The sequence below is a fragment of the Lachnospira multipara LB2003 genome (assembly GCF_000702205.1).
GTDB classification, from domain to species: domain Bacteria; phylum Bacillota; class Clostridia; order Lachnospirales; family Lachnospiraceae; genus Lachnospira; species Lachnospira multipara_A.
The window spans coordinates 81,603-104,598 of record NZ_KL370871.1; the positions used below are offsets into that span (position 1 = coordinate 81,603).

The 22,996-nt window shown below is 33.0% G+C and carries 21 protein-coding genes; 1 reads left to right on the forward strand and 20 read right to left on the reverse strand.

Going from position 1 to position 22,996, the window contains the following annotated elements:
- Nucleotides 1–30: 30 nt before the first annotated feature.
- The 17 genes from T537_RS0109820 to T537_RS0109900 all read right to left on the reverse strand — a co-directional run bounded on the left by T537_RS0109820 (nt 31) and on the right by T537_RS0109900 (nt 18,785).
- The gene (locus T537_RS0109820) at nt 31–993 is read right to left on the reverse strand and encodes a calcium/sodium antiporter (protein WP_242839183.1); all 963 of its coding nucleotides are present in this window, start codon (nt 991–993) and stop codon (nt 31–33) included.
- Between the two features lie 164 nt (nt 994–1,157).
- Nucleotides 1,158–2,891, reverse strand: coding sequence for a methyl-accepting chemotaxis protein (locus tag T537_RS0109825; RefSeq protein ID WP_027437306.1), 1,734 nt, complete (start codon nt 2,889–2,891; stop codon nt 1,158–1,160).
- A 169-nt stretch (nt 2,892–3,060) separates the two neighbouring features.
- Nucleotides 3,061–5,679, reverse strand: coding sequence for a heavy metal translocating P-type ATPase (locus T537_RS0109830; protein ID WP_031557629.1), 2,619 nt, complete (start codon nt 5,677–5,679; stop codon nt 3,061–3,063).
- A 17-nt stretch (nt 5,680–5,696) separates the two neighbouring features.
- On the reverse strand, nt 5,697–6,056 hold the full coding sequence (locus tag T537_RS0109835; protein WP_081823287.1) for a metal-sensing transcriptional repressor: 360 nt from the start codon (nt 6,054–6,056) through the stop codon (nt 5,697–5,699).
- Between the two features lie 241 nt (nt 6,057–6,297).
- The gene (locus T537_RS0109840; RefSeq protein ID WP_031557633.1) at nt 6,298–7,023 is read right to left on the reverse strand and encodes a hypothetical protein; all 726 of its coding nucleotides are present in this window, start codon (nt 7,021–7,023) and stop codon (nt 6,298–6,300) included.
- A 14-nt stretch (nt 7,024–7,037) separates the two neighbouring features.
- On the reverse strand, nt 7,038–7,895 hold the full coding sequence (locus T537_RS0109845) for a lysophospholipid acyltransferase family protein (RefSeq protein ID WP_031557635.1): 858 nt from the start codon (nt 7,893–7,895) through the stop codon (nt 7,038–7,040).
- 31 nt (nt 7,896–7,926) lie between these two features.
- Nucleotides 7,927–8,886, reverse strand: a complete 960-nt coding sequence (locus T537_RS0109850) for a glycosyltransferase family 8 protein (RefSeq protein ID WP_027437301.1) — start codon at nt 8,884–8,886, stop codon at nt 7,927–7,929.
- 4 nt (nt 8,887–8,890) lie between these two features.
- Nucleotides 8,891–9,760, reverse strand: coding sequence for a glycosyltransferase family 8 protein (locus T537_RS0109855; RefSeq protein ID WP_027437300.1), 870 nt, complete (start codon nt 9,758–9,760; stop codon nt 8,891–8,893).
- 33 nt (nt 9,761–9,793) lie between these two features.
- The gene (locus T537_RS0109860; RefSeq protein WP_027437299.1) at nt 9,794–10,576 is read right to left on the reverse strand and encodes a lysophospholipid acyltransferase family protein; all 783 of its coding nucleotides are present in this window, start codon (nt 10,574–10,576) and stop codon (nt 9,794–9,796) included.
- Between the two features lie 278 nt (nt 10,577–10,854).
- Nucleotides 10,855–12,909, reverse strand: a complete 2,055-nt coding sequence (locus T537_RS0109865) for a methyl-accepting chemotaxis protein (protein WP_031557637.1) — start codon at nt 12,907–12,909, stop codon at nt 10,855–10,857.
- 177 nt (nt 12,910–13,086) lie between these two features.
- Nucleotides 13,087–13,809, reverse strand: a complete 723-nt coding sequence (locus tag T537_RS0109870) for a tRNA threonylcarbamoyladenosine dehydratase (RefSeq protein WP_031557640.1) — start codon at nt 13,807–13,809, stop codon at nt 13,087–13,089.
- The gene (locus T537_RS0109875) at nt 13,809–14,639 is read right to left on the reverse strand and encodes a metal ABC transporter permease (RefSeq protein ID WP_027437296.1); all 831 of its coding nucleotides are present in this window, start codon (nt 14,637–14,639) and stop codon (nt 13,809–13,811) included. The genes T537_RS0109870 and T537_RS0109875 overlap by 1 nt, the downstream gene beginning before the upstream one ends.
- On the reverse strand, nt 14,632–15,375 hold the full coding sequence (locus tag T537_RS0109880) for a metal ABC transporter ATP-binding protein (RefSeq protein ID WP_027437295.1): 744 nt from the start codon (nt 15,373–15,375) through the stop codon (nt 14,632–14,634). Before T537_RS0109880 ends, T537_RS0109875 begins: the two co-directional genes overlap by 8 nt.
- A gap of 29 nt (nt 15,376–15,404) precedes the next feature.
- Nucleotides 15,405–16,415 carry a metal ABC transporter substrate-binding protein gene (locus tag T537_RS0109885; protein ID WP_031557642.1) on the reverse strand — a complete coding sequence of 337 codons (1,011 nt, stop codon included), beginning with the start codon at nt 16,413–16,415 and terminating at the stop codon, nt 15,405–15,407.
- A 17-nt stretch (nt 16,416–16,432) separates the two neighbouring features.
- Entirely contained in the window at nt 16,433–16,918 is a 486-nt protein-coding gene (locus T537_RS0109890) for a Fur family transcriptional regulator (RefSeq protein WP_051637216.1), read from the reverse strand.
- An 81-nt stretch (nt 16,919–16,999) separates the two neighbouring features.
- Nucleotides 17,000–18,043 (reverse strand): aldose epimerase family protein, encoded by a 1,044-nt coding sequence (locus tag T537_RS0109895; RefSeq protein WP_031557646.1) that lies wholly within the window; start codon nt 18,041–18,043, stop codon nt 17,000–17,002.
- Between the two features lie 100 nt (nt 18,044–18,143).
- Nucleotides 18,144–18,785: a bifunctional 4-hydroxy-2-oxoglutarate aldolase/2-dehydro-3-deoxy-phosphogluconate aldolase gene (locus tag T537_RS0109900; protein WP_031557649.1), complete on the reverse strand. Its 642-nt coding sequence runs from the start codon at nt 18,783–18,785 to the stop codon at nt 18,144–18,146.
- 194 nt (nt 18,786–18,979) lie between these two features.
- Here T537_RS0109900 and putP point away from each other — a divergent pair, with 194 nt between their 5' ends.
- Nucleotides 18,980–20,494 (forward strand): sodium/proline symporter PutP, encoded by a 1,515-nt coding sequence (putP, locus tag T537_RS0109905; RefSeq protein WP_031557652.1) that lies wholly within the window; start codon nt 18,980–18,982, stop codon nt 20,492–20,494.
- 93 nt (nt 20,495–20,587) lie between these two features.
- On the opposite strand, the gene T537_RS12895 is transcribed toward putP, so the two are convergent.
- From T537_RS12895 to T537_RS0109920, 3 genes are all read right to left on the reverse strand, one after another.
- Nucleotides 20,588–20,749 (reverse strand): hypothetical protein, encoded by a 162-nt coding sequence (locus T537_RS12895; protein WP_155895259.1) that lies wholly within the window; start codon nt 20,747–20,749, stop codon nt 20,588–20,590.
- Nucleotides 20,750–20,847: 98 nt separating this feature from the next.
- Nucleotides 20,848–21,702 (reverse strand): YitT family protein, encoded by an 855-nt coding sequence (locus tag T537_RS0109915; protein WP_031557654.1) that lies wholly within the window; start codon nt 21,700–21,702, stop codon nt 20,848–20,850.
- A 67-nt stretch (nt 21,703–21,769) separates the two neighbouring features.
- Nucleotides 21,770–22,924: a MocR-like pyridoxine biosynthesis transcription factor PdxR gene (locus T537_RS0109920; RefSeq protein ID WP_031557655.1), complete on the reverse strand. Its 1,155-nt coding sequence runs from the start codon at nt 22,922–22,924 to the stop codon at nt 21,770–21,772.
- Between the last annotated feature and the right edge of the window lie 72 nt (nt 22,925–22,996).

Consider the following 22,996-nt stretch of genomic DNA (forward strand, 5'->3'; position numbering starts at 1 on the left):
AAACAAATTGCTATATTATTTTTTTATTTTTTATTTCATAAGTAAATATATAAAATAAGCCACATATGAAAGAAGTAATACGATACCGCCTACTCTTCTTAATTCCTTCTTTCTAACAACGCAAAGGAATAGAATTACCATAATAACTGCAGCAATTATTGCATCAATAATAAATGCTGACTGGAATGCTACAGGAATAATAAGAGCTGATGTACCAACTACAAATAAGATATTGAAAATGTTACTACCTACAATATTACCTACTGCAAGATCTGCACTTCCTCTCTTAGCTGCTGTAACTGAAGTTACAAGTTCAGGAAGAGATGTACCAAGTGCCACAATTGTAAGTCCAATAAGTCTATCTGACATGCCCATAATCTTAGCAATTCCCTTAGCACCGTCTACTGCTACATTTGAGCCAAGTACAATTAATACAACACCGATAACAATAAGAATTAATAGCTTCCAGATAGGTAACTTCTTACCTGCTTCTATTTCATCTGACTCTTCTTCAGAATCTGAATTCTTATTTTTCTTTGTTCTAACAAAAAGATAAGCTAGATATCCAATAAAGAATACCCATAAAATAATACCATCTAATCTACCTACTGTTCCATCAAGGCCAAGCAAAAGTAATAGAATTGTTACTACTAAAGTAAAAGGTATATCAATAAATACAGTTGATTTTAATACTGCAATTGTTGTAATAGCAGCTGTTAAACCAAGGATTACAGCTACATTTAATATATTACTACCTACTACATTACCAATTGTAATATCAGCACTTCCCTTAAAAGCTGAAGTAATACTTACAGCTGCTTCTGGTGCTGATGTACCCATGGCAACAATTGTTAAACCAACAATAATTTCTGGAATACCAAGTTTAACTGCGATACCTGCAGCGCCTTCAACAAACCAATCTGCGCCCTTAACAAGGAACACAAATCCAATTACTAACATAACTAAGAACTTTAACAAACTCAAAAAATCCAAATTAATTTCCTCCGTATAATTTTTTTGTAACAATACAATGATACAAAAGAAAATTTTTTTCCGCAATCTTTTATATAACACAAAAAATAAATGAATCGTGCAAAATATGCACGATTCATCATTTTAAATATACATATGTATAAAATTAGCATTCTGATTTAAATCTAATCACGACCCTTTAACTTAAAGTGCTTAACCTCATCAACTAAAAGGTCAGCCTCCACATTAATTTCTTTAGATTTATTATAAACATCACTCACACTATTTTTAATCATATCTGTTGTTGCTGCTATTTCCTCACTACTTGCTGCATTTTCCTCGGCAGAAGCTGAAAGAGATGTTACAAGGTCGTTAACATCCATGAAATTAGAACTAATAACCTTGTTTACATCGGTAATCTTTTTGATTGCCTGATTTACCTTATTTATAGAATCAACAATATCAACAAACTTGCCCTTTGTAGCCTCTACAGATTCAGTCTGTGCCCTAACACAGTCCTTTACAACCTTACTTTGTTTATCAGCCATTTCACTTGCCTTTGTTAATTCATCAAGCATTTCATTAATGGTACTTGCTGATCCTGCTGACTGTTCTGCTAACTGTCTAATCTGCTCAGCAACAACTGCAAATCCACGTCCTGCCTCACCTGCTCTTGCTGCTTCAATACTTGCATTAAGTGATAATAAATTTGTCTGAGATGCAATATCTGTAATAAGTGAGCTTGATTCACCAATTTTATTAGCTGCCTCTGTAATACTTGAAAGTAGACCAAAAATCTGATTAAAGCTATCTAATGACTCCTTAGTTACACTAGTAAGTCTTTCTACTTCTGTCATACCTTCTGATGTAACATGATCAATTTCTCCTGAAGCATCAGCTAGATTTTGTGAAGCCTCACCATTTTCCTCAATAAGTCCTTGAATATCTGTCATATTATCTGAAAGTCTTGTTATGTCTCCAGCCTGTGTTGTTGCTGTAGATGCCATATCATTTACAGCATTAGCTACTGCTTCAATTTGATCATTACAAACAGATGCAAGTCCTGATATTTCTTTACTTGAAGATGATACATTATCTGATGAATCATAGATTTGTCCTACAATATCAGATAGACCTTCTTGAAGCTTATCTGCTGATTTTGATAAAGAACCAATTTCATCGTCATTATCAAGAATAAATGGATCAAAGGACAAATCATTATTAGCAAGAGTATTAATATCATCATCAACCTTTACAAGATTAATTCTGATATATCTAATAATATATGTATCAACAATAATTATAATCACATAGAGTATTACAGACACAATCCCTGCTGCCATAATTCCCTTTTCAATGTCGGATTCATGATCTTTTTTAGATTCTGATGCATAGTCCTGAATAATATCTTGAATAACTTCTAGTTCTCCTCTAGCTGCAATTAAGCTAGTCATTTGTAATGAAATATCACCTGTCTGTGTTGAAAAATCATAGGCTTGGTTTCCAGTGTTATAGTAAGACCAAAATGCGGATAAGGCATCGTTTATAGTAGTACTATTATACTTATGTGTTCCAATTTCAGGATACTCTTTAATAAGTGACTCAACATTTCCAATATGATTCTCAACTGAGCTTAAATAGTCACTGTAATTTTTAATTAAGGAAGCTGCTTTGTCTTTATCCTCTGAACGTGAATAAATTACAAAATACAATTCAGCCGTTGCCGCTTTATATAAATCCCTATCGGCAGACAAAATTTCTGAATCTACAGTATACAACTGCTCATAATAGATTTCCTCACTCTTTTTTGAGGTTGTCCTTACTAGATTGGCAAAATAAATAGTAAGAATAATGCCAAGTAATCCTAATGGTATAACCATTATCATTAATTTGAGTCTAATGCTTTGGTGTTTAAACATACTATTCCCTCCAGTTTATTATTTAGTTATTCACGAAAAAAAGTCCTAAGCAAAAGATATCACCATCTTTTGCTTAGGACCTAGCTGCAATTTATGAATTGCAAAAGATACTAAAAGTATTATAACACTTTTTACAATAAGGGTAAAGTATATTAAACCATTAAAAAAATTAAGCTAAGATATCTAAAACCTTATAATCCTTAGCTTCAACAGCATGCTTTAAAATTTCATTATCAACATCTGATGATAAGCTAACAATTGCCTCACCTGTTACATGGCTTACTTCTGCCTTATCTACTCCTTCTAAACTCTCTAAGGCTTTCTTTACACTAGCCTCGCAATGTCCACACATCATTCCTTCAATTTTAATTGTCTTATTCATTTTTTCGTCTCCTTTATTATTCTTTTTTTCTTTATTTAAGAAATCATCATTGCTAATAGGGATATTTCCTATATTAACCTGACAATTTTTCTTATCACTGCTTACATATTCATCTGTGTCGTCTTTTTTAAATAGATTAAGTCTTAGGGCATTAGTTACTACACAAAATGAAGATAAACTCATGGCAAAGGCGCCAAACATAGGATTAAGTGTCCAGCCAAAGGCACTAATATATACTCCTGCTGCAAGAGGAATTCCTATGATGTTATAGATAAATGCCCAAAATAGGTTCTCGTATATATTCTTTATGGTCTTTTTCGATAATTTAATTGCAATTACAACATCTGAGAGTCGACTCTTCATAAGAACTACATCTGCAGAATCAATAGCTACATCTGTACCTGCCCCTATAGCAAAACCCATATCTGCGCTTACTAGGGCTGGTGCATCATTAATACCATCACCTACCATAAGAACCTTGCCTTCTTTTTTTAGCTCTTCAATGACTTTAGCTTTTTCATCTGGCTTAACTCCTGCTATAACTTTATGAACTCCTGCTAATCGACCTATTTCATTAGCTGTTAGTTCATTATCACCTGTTAGCATAACAACCTTTAAGCCCATTTCCTTTAATTTAGCTATAGCACTTGCTGAATCAGGTTTAATAGCATCTGCCACAGCAATAAGTCCAAGCACTTTTTCACCCTTAGCAAAAATAAGAGGAGTCTTTCCCATCTTAGATAATTCATCCACTTTTTTAATAAGTAAAGGATCAATCACTGCAAACTTAGCAATAAATTCCCTATTACCAGCAGTTAAGAGACTCTCATCCTTTAATTTGGCCATTAGACCATTTCCCTGTACTGCCTTAAAGTCAGTTACAGACTCAGGTTCTAGATTATTGTCCTTGGCATAATTAACCACTGCATAAGCCAATGGATGTTCTGATTTTATCTCTAGACTTAATGCCAACTTTACTAGTTCTTTATCTGCAATATCAGCTACTGTAATTATATCTGTTACTTCAGGCTCACCCTTAGTTATAGTACCTGTCTTATCAAGTGCTACAATATTCATCTTACCTGTCTGTTCTAGGGATATGGCCTGCTTAAACATAATTCCGTTTCTAGCACCAACGCCACTTCCCACCATTATTGCCACTGGTGTTGCAAGACCTAGGGCACACGGACAGCTAATTACAAGAACTGATATTGCCCTTGCAAGAGCAAAGCCTAAATCTGCTCCCACTGCTATCCAAACTATAAAAGTTACAATAGCAATAGCTATTACAACAGGGACAAATACACCAGATACCTTATCTGCTATCTTAGCTATTGGAGCTTTAGTCGCTGCTGCATCTGATACCATCTGAATTATCTTAGAAAGTGAAGTATCTGTACCAACTCTTGTTGCCCTAACCTTAATAAAACCTGATTTATTATTAGTTGCTGTAAAAACTGTATCATTAACTTCCTTATCCACAGGAATACTCTCACCTGTAAGACTTGATTCATCAATACTAGTGCTGCCTTCCACAATAAAGCCATCAATTGGTACATTCTCACCAGGTCTTACACATACAATATCCCCTACAACAACTTCTTCTATAGGCAATTCTATTTCTTCATTATCTCTTATTACATTGGCTTTTTTAGCTGCGAGCTTAAGTAGGCTCTTTAATGCATTGGTTGTCTTACCCTTTGAAATTGATTCAAGCAATTTACCAACTGTTATTAATACAAGTATCATAGCAGCTGATTCAAAATACAAGGAATCCATTAATTCATGAGCTTTCATCACCTCGTTATCTGCCACATATCTAGTCATTAAAAAAAGAATTGCCACAGACCATAGGTATGAAACACCTGAACCTAGTGCTACTAAAGTATCCATATTAGGTGCGCCATGAATAACTGAATTAAATCCACTTACAAAAAACTTCTTGTTAATAATAATTATTATGCCTGAAAGTATCATTTGAATTAGGGCTAGTCCTATATGATTGCCTTCAAAAAATGCTGGTAGCTTAAATCCAAACATCATATGTCCCATGCTAAAATACATAAGCACTAATAGCACAATAACGGATGAGACTAATCTCTTAATTAATATTGGAGTCTGTGTATCCTTTAGGCTTTCTTCAATACCTCTAGTTTGACTAGCAGTTAATTTCTTAGAGCCTGCCTTAGTATCTACTAAGGCACTATCATCTCTTTTGCTAGCACCGTATCCCGCATTAGTTACTGCCTTTATTATATCCTCTTCCTTGGCATTACCCGTTACGCCCATAGAATTAGTAAGTAAACTAACAGCACAGCTTTCCACGCCTTCCACCTTACTTACAGCCTTCTCAACTCTAGCCTGGCAGGCAGCACAACTCATACCCGTAATATTATACTGTTCCATAAATTCCTTTCTCTTAATTACATAAACTTCTGAATAGTCTTAATAAGTTCATCCACAGATTCATCCTTACCCTCTCTTAAATCATTAACAACACATGATTTAATATGATTAGAAAGTAAGACCTTACTAAAACTTGTAAGAGCACTACTTGCAGCGCTTACCTGATTAAGAACATCTATACAATAAGCATCCTGTTCTATCATCTTCTTAACGCCTCTAATCTGCCCTTCAATTCTACTAAGTCTATTAATTAAGTCCTTATATTCCTTATCATCTCGTACTTTCTTCTTATTGCTACAATGACAACATTCTTTATCTTCACTATTAGTTATCATTTCTAAATCTAAATTTTCTTCATTAGTTACTTTATCCGACATAAAATCACTCCTTTATTAGCTTCCGACTTATGCCTTAGCTATACACAATTCACACTAAAGCTTTATATACCCCTGTGGGGTATTTACAGATATATAATATACCCCCACTGGGTATATGTCAACAGATAAAAAAAGATAGTCCATATGGGTTTAAACCCGCACACAGACTATCTTTTTATGATATTAGATTGTAAACAATAAAATTTATCACTATCTTTTTATAAATTCTTTAGAAATTACTTTATCTACATTCTTTATATCCCCTATCAGCAAACCACTTATGCATATAATTAGTAAGCTCTAATGTATTTAAAGTATAAACTTTAGGCTCAATTCCATCTTTAGTCAAATCTAATGTCACATTAAAACTACAATGCTTGATTCTTCCAACCTTAATATGATTATTATAGCTTGCACCTACAAATCCTGTATTAGAAGCACTTGTTGTATGTAGTAAATCGAGTTCGCTAAAAGTATAATCATCATTTAATCTATACATCTTAGTATAAGCTGCTTTAGAAAACTCAAGGCCAATATCCTCAATATGTGTGGATTGCATATAGTTATATGTTACATCAATCCAATCTCCATTAACTGCAACTAATAAACTAGGGTCAATTGTTGTTAGAGCCTCTTGTATAATTCTTGACTTTGGATACATTATATTGGTAATAGGGTAGTTTATTTCGCCCTTATGTATTCCTTTTTCTATTAATGTGAAAAATACAAAGCCAAAGAAGCCAAAAAACAAGCCAAAAAATAAACAAGCTCCTCCAATTATAATTTTAGTGCTATCTAAAGGAACAATCAGGCCAAATCTATATAATGGATCATTGAAAGCTTCTATTATTGATATTAATCCTACGATTAGGAATATAACACCTGCTATGGAAAAACACGTTTTGGGAATCCTTGTATTAGTACCCCACTTTAATAAATGATTTCTCTTTTTTTCACTTGGAAACATAAATCTTACCTCTATTACTTCAAGCCCGCTATATCGCTTTTATCAAATTCATAATTAAGTTCTTTACCGTAAGCTAATTCATATGCCTTCTTTTTTTGCTCATAATCCTTCTTCATCATTGCCACGCTATTCTCGCGCTCTGTTAAATTAGGATCAGGATAAATTGCTGGCAATACATGTAATACATATTTTACCTTATTAAACTCACTATCTGATTTTCCATCGTCTATATCTATCATCTCAGTAAAAAAAGATAGTATTGGCACATTAAATTTAGCAGCATAAAAATATGCTCCTCTCTTTGGTGGTCTAGGTTTACGATAATTAAACCACATCTCCTGTTCTGGATAAATAAGTACAATTTCCTTCTTCTTGGTTAGCAATCGGCTAATTGTACGATGAAAATGTCTATTCATATAATCCTTATCTGGACTTATTGGTATTGTGTCAGCATAATTTGTTAGGAATCTAAGTATGCCCTTCATTAACAAATTAGTATCCTGACTTACAATAAACATCTTTTTTCTTCCTGCTTTATATAATCCATATCTTACTATTGTAGTATCCACCGGATTAAAATGATTACTTGTTGCGATTGCGCCACCCTTAAAGTCTTTAATATTCTCAAGTCCAACAATCTCAGTCTCTTTATTTACCATCTTAGTAGCCAAGTTTACAATTCGTCTTGCTATAAAATTACAATATATATATCCAAGACTTCGTCTATGTCTTACAAATTTGCCCAAGATTCTTTTTCTTTCTTCTTTAGATAAAACTGCATCATCAATTTCAACTTTATCGTTAAATCTTCCCTCTTTGGCAGAATTTGCGATATTTTGTATTACTACTTCCTTACCGCTTTCTAGTCCCATAAATACCTCCATTTTTTAAGTCATGTCTAATTTATGCTAAAAGTCTAACCTTCTCACCTGACTCAAAAATCTTCTTAAATGTTGCATCTTCAGAATTTGCTATCTTTACAGATGCCTCTAACATTTCATTAGTTTCTTTTGTATCAATATCTTTTTTCTCCTGTGTATAAGCTGCCTTATATTCAAGGATTTCCTGATAATATTCGCTTTTTTTAGCATAGTCCCAGAAATACTTCTCGTATTGTACCTTATCATACTGCCATGGCTTATCTGTTAAGTTGTAATGTATTAGCTTTGGTTGTTCTAATACTGGTTTTCCAAGAGTTGGCATTGCGTCCCACTCATCACTTAAGTACTTAATCTGTCCATGACACATAGCATTAATATAATCCTGGTCTGGTGCTATTGTTGCAAAATGATACTTATTGTAAAGACGTAGGAAATTCTCTCCCATCTTAACATCTCTTAATCTCTTAAAATCCATTAATAATACGCCTGAATTAACGTATTTTTCAGCAGGCTTAATCCCTACAGCCTCCTCCATATAAAGTCTGAAAGGAGGAATATTGCATGTTGATGTGTCTGCAATAGCTCCAATTAAATTACCTTCAAGGTCAATATTATAGAACTCAGAAATATCTCCTGGCACAATAATATCGCTATCTATATAAATTCCCTTATCATACTCTGGGAACATATCTGGTAAGAATAATCTAAAATATATTGTTACTGTCTGATAAATTTCACGAAGTCCAATATTTACAGAAAGATCCTGCATTATTTCTTTCATATAACAAAATTCAATTTCAAAATTTTCTCTTGCAAGACTTCCTATTTTTCTTCTATTAGTCTCACTTAATTCACTATAAAGAATGTGAATCTTATAATTATTATCCTTAGAAGCATTCTCAATTAAAGAATACAAAGCTACACTTAAAAATGGAGCATAATTATCATCTATTGCAAAAAATACTGGTACTGTCTGTCTCATTTTTTCATCCTTTCTTTAAAGAGAAATAATCATTAGCCTTTTTGTTGTGATACTCTGCCAATAATTTTTCATATCTATCAAATAAATTGTCGTATTCATGTGTCTTTAATATTTCATGAACTTTGTCTATATCCCATGGTTTAACCGTTACCTGTTTAAATTTAGGGAACACTCTAAATGTTGTTGTAAAGTGTCTAAATACAGTATCTGCGTGATCTCTTCTTTGATCATTATATTTTCTTTCGCATTTTTTCTTATACCTAGCTAGTTTATTAAGTGAGCTTTGATCTGGCATTAACATCTGCTTAGAAATGCAACGTTGTCTACTTGCCTTAAAGAGCCCGGTTTCCCTTATCTTAGCCATATTAAGAAGTAACACTCCTGAGTTTACATAATCATATCTTAAAAAATTATTCTTCTTTCTAAAGAAGTGTTTACCGTAATAATCTAATACGCCAGCGAATTCATAAGCTTCTATTGACTGATTATAAAACTCGCTAAAATCTTTTTTGGCTAACACATCAGTATCTAAATATAAAATCTTATCTGGTATTTCAGAAAGTTCATCAGCATACAATCTCAACATGCAACAAGGTGTGAATCTTGTTCCTAGATTTGCCTCTGGTTTTTCTCTATTAAAGAATGAGGAAACATCAATCTTAGTTATTGTTGAGCCACATCTTTCCCTTTCTAGTAATTCTTCTAAATATGCTATAAATGTGTCAGATACTGGCTTATAATGCTTACCTGCCATTGTAAGATCAAGAGTTAACACATATATATTTAGAATATCTGTACTATTATCAAGTAATGAAGTAATGGACATTAAAAGCCCTCTCTCCATCTTCTTATCGCCACAATATAGTATATTCATATTAATCTCCCATTAAACTTAGTCTTAAATTAGCTATCCCACCTCTTCGTCTTTATTAACGTAAATATAGTCATGATAATCATAGTCGCTTAAACTTGAACGCTCACACATTTTCTTATATACCTTGTCATGCAAGTTTTTATAAGCCTCCCTCTTTGATAAATTCTCATCTGGATAAAAAGGACCATCATAATACACAACTATCTTTGGTTTATCACTATTTTTATCTTTTTTATATGTTACCGTCTGACAAAATGCTGCTACCCCTAGATCTATAGGCATCTTAAAAGACGTGTCGCTAAAGGGACGTATCTTAGTATAATATGGCCATAAATGCGCCTCTGGATATATTATTACAGGATGTCCATCCTTTATTCTTTTGTTTATCCCTTTTCTAAATTCACGAAATTCCCCTAAGCTAGATGGTGTTGGAATAGCACCTATCATTGTAAGTATCTTGCCTATTACCGGAATCCCAAAATTTGATGGACTTACAACTGTATAAATACGTCGTGGACTTGCACCTACTGCTGGTATAAATACATCACCTATTTGTTGTGTGTGATTACTGTATAGAAAAAATCCTTCCTTTTTTCTAGATGATAAAAGCTTTCTATTCTTATAGCTTACCTTTAAAAAGAATCTATCATAAATTCTTCCCACAGTATTAACAAGAAATTTGTATAATAAAAAAGAAGATGCTACATAAAAAGGATTATTATGTACCCACTTATAATCCTCCTTTAGTTTATAATTCTGATTGGAATTTAGAACTAAATCATCGTTATAATCTGAATAATAAAATGTCTTTTTCATATATGCCTCCTTTCTTATCACAAACAAATTGTTTTACTCTTTAAACAAAACACAACCAAGCTTCATTTTAGTATACAATAACTGAATTGTCAATTATCATCACATCAATGTGACATAGTATAGTTTTGTATAACTCTTTATGTAGTTTTAAAAACCACTTAGCCGCAAAAAAAGAAGGACATCATAGATAATCGGACCTGACTTATCTATGACGTCCTTCCAAGCAAAGCTAGCTTTTATATAGAACTCTGGTAGCGGTTACCAAAAGAACTATTAAATTAAATCTTAAAGCCACCTACAACCTCGTCTAATTGTCTTGCAATATCGCCTTCCTTAGCTGACATATCTGATACTTCTGTTACTACTGCTGAAACATCTTCTACAGCTCTAAGTGAATCTGATGAGCTTGCTGCTGTTACCTGTGTAGATTCTGCGATATTATTAATTGCTATACTTACCTCGTTCATTGTACGTTCAATTGTTGCTGACATTTCTGAAATCTGTGAAGAAATCTCATCCACTTCACTAGCATCATTGCCGTACTGCTTACCTACCTTAACAAACTCCTCATAATCTGGAGTTACTGTATTATTTACGAATCCAAGTATATCCTTTGCATCCTCAGTAAGCTTTAAGAATGCCTTTTGAACATCTTCTACTGTATCTTGAATCTTAGTTACTGTTTCTGTTGTATCACCTGCAAGTTTACCAATTTCTGATGCAACTACTGCAAAGCCCTTACCTTGCTCACCAGCTCTAGCAGCTTCAATACTAGCATTTAATGAAAGAAGATTTATTTGTTCTGCAATATTTGAAATAATTCCTGCAAGAGTTCCAATTGACTCAACTATCTGAGCATTATCAATACTCTTTTGTAATGATTCATCATACTGCTTTGAAAGATTAATTGCATTGTCATATGCTAATCTACTTCTTTCTTCAACATCCTTAGCTCTAATCATAATCTCGTTAGCCATATTCTTAGAACGAAGTGCCTGCTCTGAAAGAATAGATGCTGATGAATTAACCTCTTCTGTTGAAGCGTTAACTTCCTGTGTTGCAGCTGATGATGACATTACAGCTTCATTAATATCTGACATATTAACCTTGATTAGATTAAACTTATTAGATAATTCTGAAGTTGCATTATTAAGCATATTAGCACTTGTATTAATCGATTCTGAATGTGACGCAATGGATTTGATAATTGACTTACTTGATGAGTACATATCATTAAGTGAATTACCAAGAGCTCCTATTTCATCCACATCTGTTACCTTAATACTATCAACTGTATAATCACCATCTGCCAAATGCTTAGCAAAATCTGTAAGTTTAGATAACTTGGTTGTTAATCCCTTAATTACAAAGTATACAATTAATGTACCTGCTATAACTGCAAATAGACAAATTACGAATAACTTTGTAACTAAATCAACAATTGGTTCATCTAATTCCTTATTAGGAATGTTAATTGCAAGCTTCCAACCTGTAGTATCAATAGTCTTCCAATAAGTATGAACCTTTAAATTGCTATCATTGGTATAACTTGTAATACCACCATCACCTGCAAGTATTTCTTCACCTGCTTTTGCAAGAGACTTGTTATTGGCATTTGTTATCTTAACTCCCTTTGATACATAATCATTATTTCTAAATCCAATAAATGTACCATCTGATGAAAGCAATAATGCATAACCTTCTTTACCTACTTTAATAGCAGTTGTGATTTCCTGAATATCTGTAATCTCAATATCTACAGTTACGCATCCAATAAAGGCACCACTAGGACTCTTAATTGGTGATGCACATGTCATCATTATTAAACCACTAGTCTGATCGTAATATGGATCTGTATAAATTGTAGCCATATTCTGCTTTACTTTTGTGTAGTATTCCTGGCTAAAATAATCATATTCTGCGTTGGAATAATCATATGTGATTTCAATTCCATTATCACCTCTTTGAGCATATGGACCCCAGATTGCTTCTCCCTGGTATACTCCTGGCTCAAACCAATAACCTGAACCTAAAATCCTATCATATGTTACAACTACTTTCTGCAAGCCTTGCTCTAATTGCTGTCGTGTACTTCTATCATATGATTCAGATATAAGTCCCGCTTCGGTTTCAGCTGTTGCACCAACTCTTGTTAATACATTTTTAATGTTATTAACTTCACCATTAAGTGCATTCTCCATTAACTCGTCATTAGATCTTGATATTGATGCTCTGGATAAATTAGCACTCACAAGAGTTAGTATGGCCATTGCAATTATAATTGCAGGCAATAAAAAACTTAACAATTTAACGCTAATATGCTTAAATTTCATATTCTTTACCCCCGAAACTTGTATTTAATTTTTCACGACTGGTTTAGCTTTACTATAACATTTTTTTTGAGAATTTTCAACGCGTTCGTTATAAATGTATATTATTAGTATATTAAGAAATAGAGCATAAAAAAATCTTTGCAAGCCTTAAAGCTATGCAAAGATTTCATTTTATTTTTATTTAATTAGGTCCTTAACAACTTCACTTGCAAGAATAAGTCCTGCCACAGATGGAACAAAAGAAATACTTCCTGGAATACTTCTTTTCTTAGTCTCTTCCATTTCCTTTAAAAGCTCCTCTTCTGAAACGTTAGGACTTATTGGAACTTCCTTTGAATAAACCACTTTTAAATTTTTTACCTGACGTTTTTTAAGTTCCCTTCTCATAACCTTAGCAAGGGGACACATACTTGTCTTGTAAATGTCTGCCACTTCAAACATAGTAGGATCAAGCTTATTACCTGCACCCATTGCACTAATTACTGGTGTGTTAGCATTTTTCGCCTGCATAATTATATCTATCTTAGCTGTAACTGTATCTACTGCATCCACCACATAGTCATATTGGCTAAAATCGAATTCATCTCTTGTTTCCGGCAAATAAAAACAATTGTGGGCAATTACTTCACAATCAGGATTAATATCCTTTATTCTTTCTTTAAAAGCCTCAACCTTACTTATTCCTATGGTCTTATAGCTTGCTATAATCTGCCTATTAATATTGCTTTCTGATACCACGTCCTTATCAACAATATCAATATGACCAATTCCAGCTCTAACCAGTGCTTCTACCACATATCCACCAACTCCACCAACTCCAAAGATACAAACTCTTTTAGAATTTAATTTATAGAGAGCATCGCTTCCAAGAAGCACTTCTGTTCTTTTAAAACGTTCCATTAATTTTTTCTCCCAATTATAACTGTTATAAGATATAATACTAAGTCTGCTGCCACAATTGTTGCGCCTACTGGTGTTGAGAATAGAATTGAAACAATCATACCAACTAGGGCACAGATTACTGACATAATTGCTGATGCTATAACTACACCCTTAAAGTTATTAATAATTCTCATTGCTGAAAGGGCTGGGAATATAATTAAAGCTGATATAAGAAGAGAACCAACTAAATTCATTCCTATTACAATTATAATTGCAATTAATACTGCAATAAGTAAATTATAAGCATCTGTCTTAGTTCCTGTGGCTTTTGCAAAATTCTCATCAAAAGTCACTGCAAAAATCTTATTATAAAAAACAATAAATGTTAATATAACCACAATTGAAAGAACAATACACATTACAACTTCTGACATATCAAGTGTAAGAATTGATGTTGAACCAAAAAGTGTTGTACACACATCACCTGCTACATTAGCTGATGTGGCAAACACATTCATGAGTAAATAACCTATGGCAAGGGATGATACAGAAAGCATTGCAATTGCTGCATCACCTTTAACCTTAGTATTCTGGCCTGTACGAAGTAGAAGTATTGCACTTATAACTGTAACTGGCAAAATAAGCACATTAATATCTGCTAATTTTAAAACAGATGCCACTGCCATGGCGCCAAATGCCACATGAGATAAGCCATCACCTATAAATGAATATCTTTTTAATACAAGTGTTACACCAAGAAGAGATGAACAAAGTGCTATTAAAACTCCAACTACAATTGCATATCTTACAAAAGGGAAGCTTAAATAATACATGAGAGTACTAATCATTTTCTTTATTTACGCTCCTTTCCACTTTCTTTACAGTTTCTAAATCGCCATCAAATTCTTTTCTTGCGTCACTGTCTATATAATCAAGTGTCTTACCAAAGAATTTCTGTGTCTGATTTACAAGTAAAATCTTATTAGAATACTTAATTGCTGATGGCATATCATGGCTAACCATTATAACTGTTAATCCTTCAGAATTAAGATCACTAATTAATTTATAAAATTCTTCTGTTACTTTAGGATCTAGTCCTGTTGTTGGTTCATCTAAAACCAATAATTTTGATGTGGCGCAAAGAGCTCTAGCTAGCAAAACTCTTTGTTTTTGACCACCTGAAAGATTTCTATAACACTTCTTTTTTAAATGTGTTATGTCCATTTTATTCATAGCTCTAGCAGCTATTTCTTTTTCGTTTTTTGTATAAAAAGGACGTAGACCACTTTTTGATAATAATCCTGAAAGTACTATTTCCTCAACGGATGCAGGAAAATCTTTCTGAACTAATGTGTGCTGTGGTAAATAGCCTATTTCATAAGGCATAAGTCCATCCATATATTCTAGATTTCCTTCTATGGGCTTAATTAGATGAAGCAATGTCTTCATAAGTGTACTTTTACCTGCTCCATTCTCACCTATAATACATAGGTAATCCCCCTCATCTACAGTAAAGTTAAGTCCCGTTGCTACAGCCTTCCCCTCATAACCTACTGATAAATTGTTAACCTTAATAATAGACATATTCTACTTCCTTTCATGTCTTTTTTATTCTAATTTGCTAATACATCCTTAAGAATGCTTAAGTTATCCTGCATAATAGACATATATGATGTTCCCTTTGCTATATCTGATCCCTTAACTGACTGCATTGAGTTAAGTGTCACAATCTTAGCATCCTTGTTATTAGAACTGTTAATAATTGTATTAGCTATCTTCTTATCAGAATTCTCAATTGTAATCACATATTTAGCATTTAGGCTATTAATCTTTTCAGCAAGAAAACTAATTGTTTCAAAGCTTGCCTCTGTCTCTGCTGAGCATCCAACAAATGCTGCAAAATAATCAAGATCATAGTCATTAGTCATATAAACAAATGGGAATCTATCTCCAAAAATCAATGTCTTAATTGTTGCATTATTTACTACGTCTTTATATTGATTATCAAGTTCAGTTAACTCTGTTATATATCTATTAGAATTCTCTGTGTAAATAGCACTATTTTCTGAATCCATTTCACAAATAGCTGATGTTATATTCTTAACTGACTTAATAGCATTATTAAGTGATAACCAAACATGCTCATCATATTCGATTTCTTCTGATTCCTCTGACTCCTCAGATTCTTCTGCTTGCATACCTTCTTTTAATTCTTCTTCAATTACGTTATCTTTAAGCACTTCCATTAAATTGATTGCTTTCTGATTCTTATTCTTGGCATTAGATGTTGCATCAATTGCCCATTCATCAGATTCTCCACCAACAAAAATAAACATATCTGCATTAGCTATTAATGCTATATCTGCTGTTGTTGGCTGAAAGCTATGTAAATCAGCTCCCTGGTCTAATAAAAGTGTTACATTTACATTGTCATTGTCGCCTACAATATTAGTTACCCAATCATAAATTGGAAAAATTGTGCACACTATCTGATATTTAGCATCCATATTAGCTGACTGATAGTGAGTATTCTTAACGCCTGATTTAGAACAAGCTACTAGTGATGTTGTAAGCATTACAAAAGAAAAAAGTGTTACAAGTGCCTTTTTTACTAAAGATTTCATATTGTCTCCCTTATTAATTAATGATGATTATGTCCACAGGTACAAATTCCTGCCATATGTTCTTTCTCATTATGGCAGGCAAAAATTCCTTCTTTTTCTGCTTTCTTATTACAATTAGGGCAAACTCCCATTAATACTGATTCCTTACAATCAAGATTAAATCCCATCTTATCATTAACATATGTATATAACACTGTCATTATATCTTCTTCTAAATGAATAACATGACCGCATATCTTACATTGCAAATGCAAATGCTTGCAGCAGGAATCATTCTTCTCAGTATATGAGTAATAAGCGCAATCATCCGATACATTCTTGGATTTAAGAAGTTCTCCTTTATCGCTCATCTTATCTAAGTTACGATATATTGTGGCAAGGTTAACGTTATTCCCGTTGTCCACTAAATACTGATAAACAGCTTGAGCTGTTACCCTTTCATCGCAATGATTCTTAAAATATTCCATTATACAATCTCTTGCTTTTGTTTTATATTCTTTCATATTCTATTCCTCATTAACTATCAATTTGCAAACCTTTTGCATTTTAACACTTCACACTTTTCTTGTCAATAAATTTGCAATTTATTCGCATTTTTCAATATCAACAAAATATTCTGTTTTTTCTTTGTATTCTTCCCCTGCCTTAAGCACTACACTTGGGAAATTAGGATGATTAATTGCATCTGGATAACCCTGTGCTTCAAGGGCATAACCGCCTCTATCCACATAAGTAACACCATCTTTAGCTTTTCTATCACTTCCTAAATAATTGCCTGTATATAACTGAATTCCTGGCTGTGTTGTATACATCTCTAGCTTTATCTTGGAATTTGGTCCTATTAACTCACATGCCTTATTAAAGTCTCTTAGCTTACCATTAATGCACCAGTTTCTATCAAAGCCTTTACTCCACTTTATTTGATCATAATCTGAATCTATATTATTGCCTATTGGCTGTAATTGTCTTAAATCAAGGGGTGTACCAGCTACACTTACTATTGTACCATCAGGTACTGTCTTATTATCTGTTCTTAAAAAGTAGTCTGCATTTATACTTATTAAATGATTACTTATATCTCCTGATTCATGTCCTTCTAAATTAAAATATGCATGGTTTGTTAGATTAACTATTGTATCTTTATTACAATGTCCATTATATTCAAGTCTAAGGGATTTTTCTGTAAGGGTATATCTAACATATATATCCAAATCTCCTGGATAATTTTCTTCCATGTCAGGACTAAATAAGTGAAGGGTTACAGAATTCTCACTTATATTGTCTATATCCCATATCTTTTTTGAAAAACCAATTTTTCCACCGTGACTTGAATTTCCCTGGCTATTCTTATATAGCTTATATTCTATTCCATTAAGTTTAAAACTTGCATTGGATATTCTATTAGTACAACGTCCCACAATACATCCAAAGCACTTATCCTGTTCTATATAATCCTCTAAATTATCAAAACCTAGTACTATATCCTTTATATTGCCATCCTTATCTGGAACACAAAATGACTGAATAATTGCACCATATGTCAAAACCTTAGCGCTTAACTTTCCACTATGTAATTCAATCATATAAACTTCCCTACCATCTGGCATAAATCCAAAGCTTTTTTTCATAAAAACCTCCCTATTCACTGCATTAAAAAACCAACTGCTAATGTATTATACACTAGCAGTTGGCTAAATTATACATATCTTATATTCATTTTATAATGAATTACTTATTACGAATGCTTGCAGCAAGTGCCTTAGCTTCAGCTGTCATTTCCTTAATCTTATCGAATTCGCCAGCCTTGATTAAGTCACCCTTAACCATCCAAGAACCACCACAGCAGAAGATCTTATCGCATTCAAGATATTCTGTAATATTCTTAGCGTTGATTCCACCTGTAGGCATGATTCTTACGTTAGTGTAAGCAGCTGTCATAGCCTTGATCATCTTAAGTCCGCCTGCAGCTTCAGCTGGGAAGAACTTAACTCTTGTAAGGCCTCTCTTAACAGCCTGAGCAAGTTCAGATGGTGTAACAATACCTGGGCAAACAGGAATGTTCTTCTCTAAACAATAATCAACGATTTCTGGATCGAAACCTGGAGCAACGATCATTTCTGCACCTGCAGCTACAGCTCTATCAACCTGCTCTGTTGTAAGAACAGTACCAGCGATAAGTAACATCTCTGGATAAGCCTTCTTAATTTCTCTGATTGATTCTTCAGCTGCTGCTGTACGGAATGTAACCTCAGCACATGGAATACCACCTTCAACTAATGCCTTAGCAAGAGGTACTGCATCCTTAACATCGTTTAAAACTACTACTGGAATAACTCCAAGTTCTTCCATTTTCTCATCAATAGCACCCATTTTTATATTATCCTCCTTTAAACTATATATAGGCTTTGCCTATTATAGCACACTTTTTTTAAAGGTAAAAGAATTTATTTTTCATCTTGACTTCATAAGTGCGTCACGTTACTATGGTAAAGTATACTTATAAAATCAGATATGTTATATTTAGTCGTGATTTTTTGATGTACAATTTAAATAAAGGAGAATAAATTATGACAGCTCAGGTCTGTTTAACTGTTACCATTGCAGTCTATCTTATTATGATGATTGTTGTTGGTATTGTATTTTCTAAAGATAATGAAGATACAAGTGATTTTTATTTAGGCGGTAGAAAGCTTGGACCTTTCGTTACTGCTATGAGTGCTGAAGCTTCCGATATGAGTAGCTGGCTTTTAATGGGTATTCCTGGACTTGCTTATTTATCTGGACTTGCTGATCCTTTCTGGACAATTCTTGGTTTGGCTCTTGGTACTTATATTAACTGGCTTTTTGTTGCCAAAAAAGTACGTAAGCAAACAGAAATACTTGAAGCAATAACTGTACCTGAATATTTTTCAAAGCGTTTTGATGATAAGAAGAATATCTTAACTTGTATTTCTGCTTTAATTATTGTTATATTCTTCATTCCTTATACAGCATCTGGTTTTGCTGCATGTGGTAAATTGTTTAATACACTTTTTGGTGTTAATTACTTACTTGCCATGATTGTAAGTGCTATTATCATTGCACTTTACTGTACTATGGGCGGTTTTAAGGCTGTTTGTACAACTGATTTAATTCAGGGTATTTGTATGACTATTGCTTTATTTATTGTTATTATTTTTGGTATTAATGAAGCTGGTGGTTTAACAGCTGTTATTAATAACGCTAAAGATCTTCCAGGCTTCTTTAGTATCACAAAGATACATAATTCAGACACTAATACTGCTAGTCCATATTCCGTTATTACAGCAATTTCAATGCTTGCATGGGGCCTTGGTTATTTTGGTATGCCACACATTCTTATTCGATTTATGGCTATTGGCGATGTTGACAAAATCAAAACTTCTAGACGTGTAGCTAGTATATGGGTTGTAATTTCTATGTCTGTTGCCCTTCTTATTGGTATTGTAGGTCTTGGTATGAGCGCTCATGGCATTATTCCTACATTTACTAACTCTGGAGACTCAGAAAGAATTATTATTCATATTGCTAACCTTATGAGTAGTTATGGATTATTCCCTGCAATTGTTGCTGGTCTTATCCTTGCTGGTATTCTTGCCGCTACAATGTCAACTGCAGATTCACAGCTTCTTGCTTCTGCTTCTGCTATATCTTCTGACCTTATTCAGTCTTTCTTTGGTAAAAAATTATCTGATGAAATGTCAGTTAAGATTGCAAAACTTACTGTTGTGATTATTTCTGTAATTGCCATCTTTATTGCAAGAGATCCTAATAGTTCCGTATTTTCTATTGTATCTTTTGCTTGGGCTGGATTTGGTGCTTCCTTTGGACCTGTTGTATTACTTGCTCTTTTTTGGAAGCGTTCAACTAAAGAAGGGGCTCTTTGTGGAATGATTGTGGGTGCTATCTTAGTATTTGTATGGAAATATATTATAAGTGGCCTTGGTGGTTTCTTTGCTATATATGAACTTTTACCTGCATTTATTATTGCTTTAATTGTAAATATTATAGTTAGCCTTTTAACTAAGGCACCTACAGATGTGGTTAAGAAGCTATCTTAAATCAGATATTATATATTGTAAAAAATAGACATTTTAATTTTGTAAAAAAAGGACATAAGAATCAAAATAATTGATTCCTATGTCCTTTTTATTCTAATCTTCAATATCGTCATCTAAATGACTAAATGGATTATAGTTCTTAGAATTTCTGTCCTCATCTGGAGCATCATCTAATTTTGCATACTTAAAGAGTTTCTCGATTTCATCAAGATCCTCATCCTTCTTATTCTTAAAAATTTCATCCATTGGATTCATAAATTTACCGCCTTTCCCTAAGATATATCTGAAAACGCTTTTTCTATATTTAAATAGTAAAGCATATAATAACAGATTTTAATTTCAATGTAAAATCCCTATTGTGCATTTTCATTAGGTGTCTTTTTTACATGATTTCCTACTATTTCAGATACATCTGTAATTGTTACAAAAGCCGACTCATTAGATTCCCTTACAATTTTTCTTAGAGTTGCCACTTCAATTCTTGTTATTACGCAGTATAAAATACACTTCTTATCAGATGAAATAAGACCCTGGCCATCCATCATAGTACAGGTTCTGCCTAGCTTTTTATATATTTCACCTGCTAGTTCTTCACCATTTTGTGTTATTATCATTGCAGCTTTTCCTTGATCTAGGCCCTCTTCAACCATATCAATTATCTTAAATGATATAAAGTATGTCAAAAGGGAATAAAGCGCCCTATCCCATCCAAACAAAAATCCTGCTGTTGCGTAAATAAAAATATTAATTATAAAAACCACCTGACCCACAGAAAATGAGCTTTTCCTGCTTAATAAAAGTGCCACAGTCTCTGTTCCATCAAGGCATCCTCCTCCTCTAAGTACAAATCCTACTCCAAGCCCTAGTAACACGCCTCCAAAAACTACCCCAAGTAGCGCATCCTCTGTTACATATTTTAAATTGGCAAAAACAGCTAATGATACTGAAAAAAGAATCATTGAATAAATTGCTGCTATAAAAAATCCCTTACCCATATTCTTAAGTCCCACAATTAGAAATGGTATATTAAGCACAAATGTAAGTATACCAAGGGTTATTCCCGTTAACTGGGAAATAATCATACTTACACCTACAACTCCTCCATCTAATACTAGTACTGGCACTAAAAATTCCTCAATAGCAAAAGCGGCAAATACTGCACCTATTGTTAAATATAAAAAACTTGCTATTTCTCTTTTCCCCTTCATTAAATTATCACCTCTAACTTTTATAACTAACCCTTATGATTAATTATAAAAATCGAATAAATTATAGTCAAGCTTTATAATTGTTATTTTGTATATCATTTCTCTTTTTTCTTCTAATCCTATTTATATGTCTTTCAAACTCTCCATTTTTTAATAATTCCATAATTAAGTATTGCTCAAAAATAGGCACAGTACATGAATAAAAGCCCAGTTTTTTATTGAATTTTTCCACTAAATCCCTAGGTAAAATCATATATCCTATACGCATAGAAGGCGCTATTGTTCTAGAAAAAGTATTTATATAGATTACATTTACATCACTTGCCATTGAAAAAAGCGGCTCTTCAAGCTTTCTTGAAACTGTAAGTTCTGAGTCAAAATTATCTTCTATAATTATTCCATTTCTTTTTCTCGCCCAATTTAAATACTCATTTTTCTTAGAAATATCAGCAGTTATACCTGATGGATAGCTATTAAATGGTGTCACATGCAATAATTTAGCCTTTGTCATCTCCAACTTATCCGATGATATTCCATTGTCTGATAAATCAAGCATATCACAAACTAAGCCAAAGGATTCATACACTAATCGTATCTTATTATATGACGGATTTTCTATTGCTACATATTTTTGATGTCCTAAAAACTGCGCAATTAAGCCATAAAAATACTCAGCACCAGACCCTATTATTACCTGCTGTGCTTGTATATGTATTCCTCTGCTTCTTGCCAAATAAAAACATATTTCATTTCTAAGCTCTATACATCCATAATTAGGTGATTTTATTAGAAGCTTATCACCATAATCAAGCAATATTTTTCTTATGGTTTTATTTAATACAGAAATTGGAAAATCGCCCTTCTTTTCTTCATTTTTCCCATCATCACCCTTATCATAAGCATTATAATCACTGTTAGCATTAGCTTTATTAGCGCCTTTATCATTTATTCTATTCTCTAATTTATTGCCTATAAAATCTTCATCCTTAAAAATAACAAAAACACCGCTTCTCTCTTTTGACCTTGTATAACCCTCTTCATTAAGTAGAGTTATTGCATGTTCTACTGTAATAACGCTAGTTTCCGTGTCTGCAGCAATTGTTCGCTTTGATGGCAATTTACTGCCATAAGGATAAACCCCATCAACAATATTCTTTACAAGTCCCTCGTATAGTTGAATATATGCCGGTTTTTCTACTTTATTATCTATTTTTATATTCATCTGGTTATATTAAAAACTCCTTTTCTGGTTATTTCTATATACTCAGTTTAATGGTAATCTTTCAGAAACAAA

Coding starts and splice junctions, on each gene's coding strand:
- T537_RS0109825 (WP_027437306.1), bottom strand. CDS start 2,891: ATGTTTAAACACCAAAGCATTAGACTCAAATTAATGATAATGGTTATA.
- T537_RS0109830 (WP_031557629.1), bottom strand. CDS start 5,679: ATGGAACAGTATAATATTACGGGTATGAGTTGTGCTGCCTGCCAGGCT.
- T537_RS0109835 (WP_081823287.1), bottom strand. CDS start 6,056: ATGTCGGATAAAGTAACTAATGAAGAAAATTTAGATTTAGAAATGATA.
- T537_RS0109840 (WP_031557633.1), bottom strand. CDS start 7,023: ATGTTTCCAAGTGAAAAAAAGAGAAATCATTTATTAAAGTGGGGTACT.
- T537_RS0109845 (WP_031557635.1), bottom strand. CDS start 7,895: ATGGGACTAGAAAGCGGTAAGGAAGTAGTAATACAAAATATCGCAAAT.
- T537_RS0109850 (WP_027437301.1), bottom strand. CDS start 8,886: ATGAGACAGACAGTACCAGTATTTTTTGCAATAGATGATAATTATGCT.
- T537_RS0109855 (WP_027437300.1), bottom strand. CDS start 9,760: ATGAATATACTATATTGTGGCGATAAGAAGATGGAGAGAGGGCTTTTA.
- T537_RS0109860 (WP_027437299.1), bottom strand. CDS start 10,576: ATGAAAAAGACATTTTATTATTCAGATTATAACGATGATTTAGTTCTA.
- T537_RS0109865 (WP_031557637.1), bottom strand. CDS start 12,909: ATGAAATTTAAGCATATTAGCGTTAAATTGTTAAGTTTTTTATTGCCT.
- T537_RS0109870 (WP_031557640.1), bottom strand. CDS start 13,809: ATGGAACGTTTTAAAAGAACAGAAGTGCTTCTTGGAAGCGATGCTCTC.
- T537_RS0109875 (WP_027437296.1), bottom strand. CDS start 14,639: ATGATTAGTACTCTCATGTATTATTTAAGCTTCCCTTTTGTAAGATAT.
- T537_RS0109880 (WP_027437295.1), bottom strand. CDS start 15,375: ATGTCTATTATTAAGGTTAACAATTTATCAGTAGGTTATGAGGGGAAG.
- T537_RS0109885 (WP_031557642.1), bottom strand. CDS start 16,415: ATGAAATCTTTAGTAAAAAAGGCACTTGTAACACTTTTTTCTTTTGTA.
- T537_RS0109890 (WP_051637216.1), bottom strand. CDS start 16,918: ATGAAAGAATATAAAACAAAAGCAAGAGATTGTATAATGGAATATTTT.
- T537_RS0109895 (WP_031557646.1), bottom strand. CDS start 18,043: ATGAAAAAAAGCTTTGGATTTATGCCAGATGGTAGGGAAGTTTATATG.
- T537_RS0109900 (WP_031557649.1), bottom strand. CDS start 18,785: ATGGGTGCTATTGATGAGAAAATGGAAGAACTTGGAGTTATTCCAGTA.
- T537_RS12895 (WP_155895259.1), bottom strand. CDS start 20,749: ATGAATCCAATGGATGAAATTTTTAAGAATAAGAAGGATGAGGATCTT.
- T537_RS0109915 (WP_031557654.1), bottom strand. CDS start 21,702: ATGAAGGGGAAAAGAGAAATAGCAAGTTTTTTATATTTAACAATAGGT.
- T537_RS0109920 (WP_031557655.1), bottom strand. CDS start 22,924: ATGAATATAAAAATAGATAATAAAGTAGAAAAACCGGCATATATTCAA.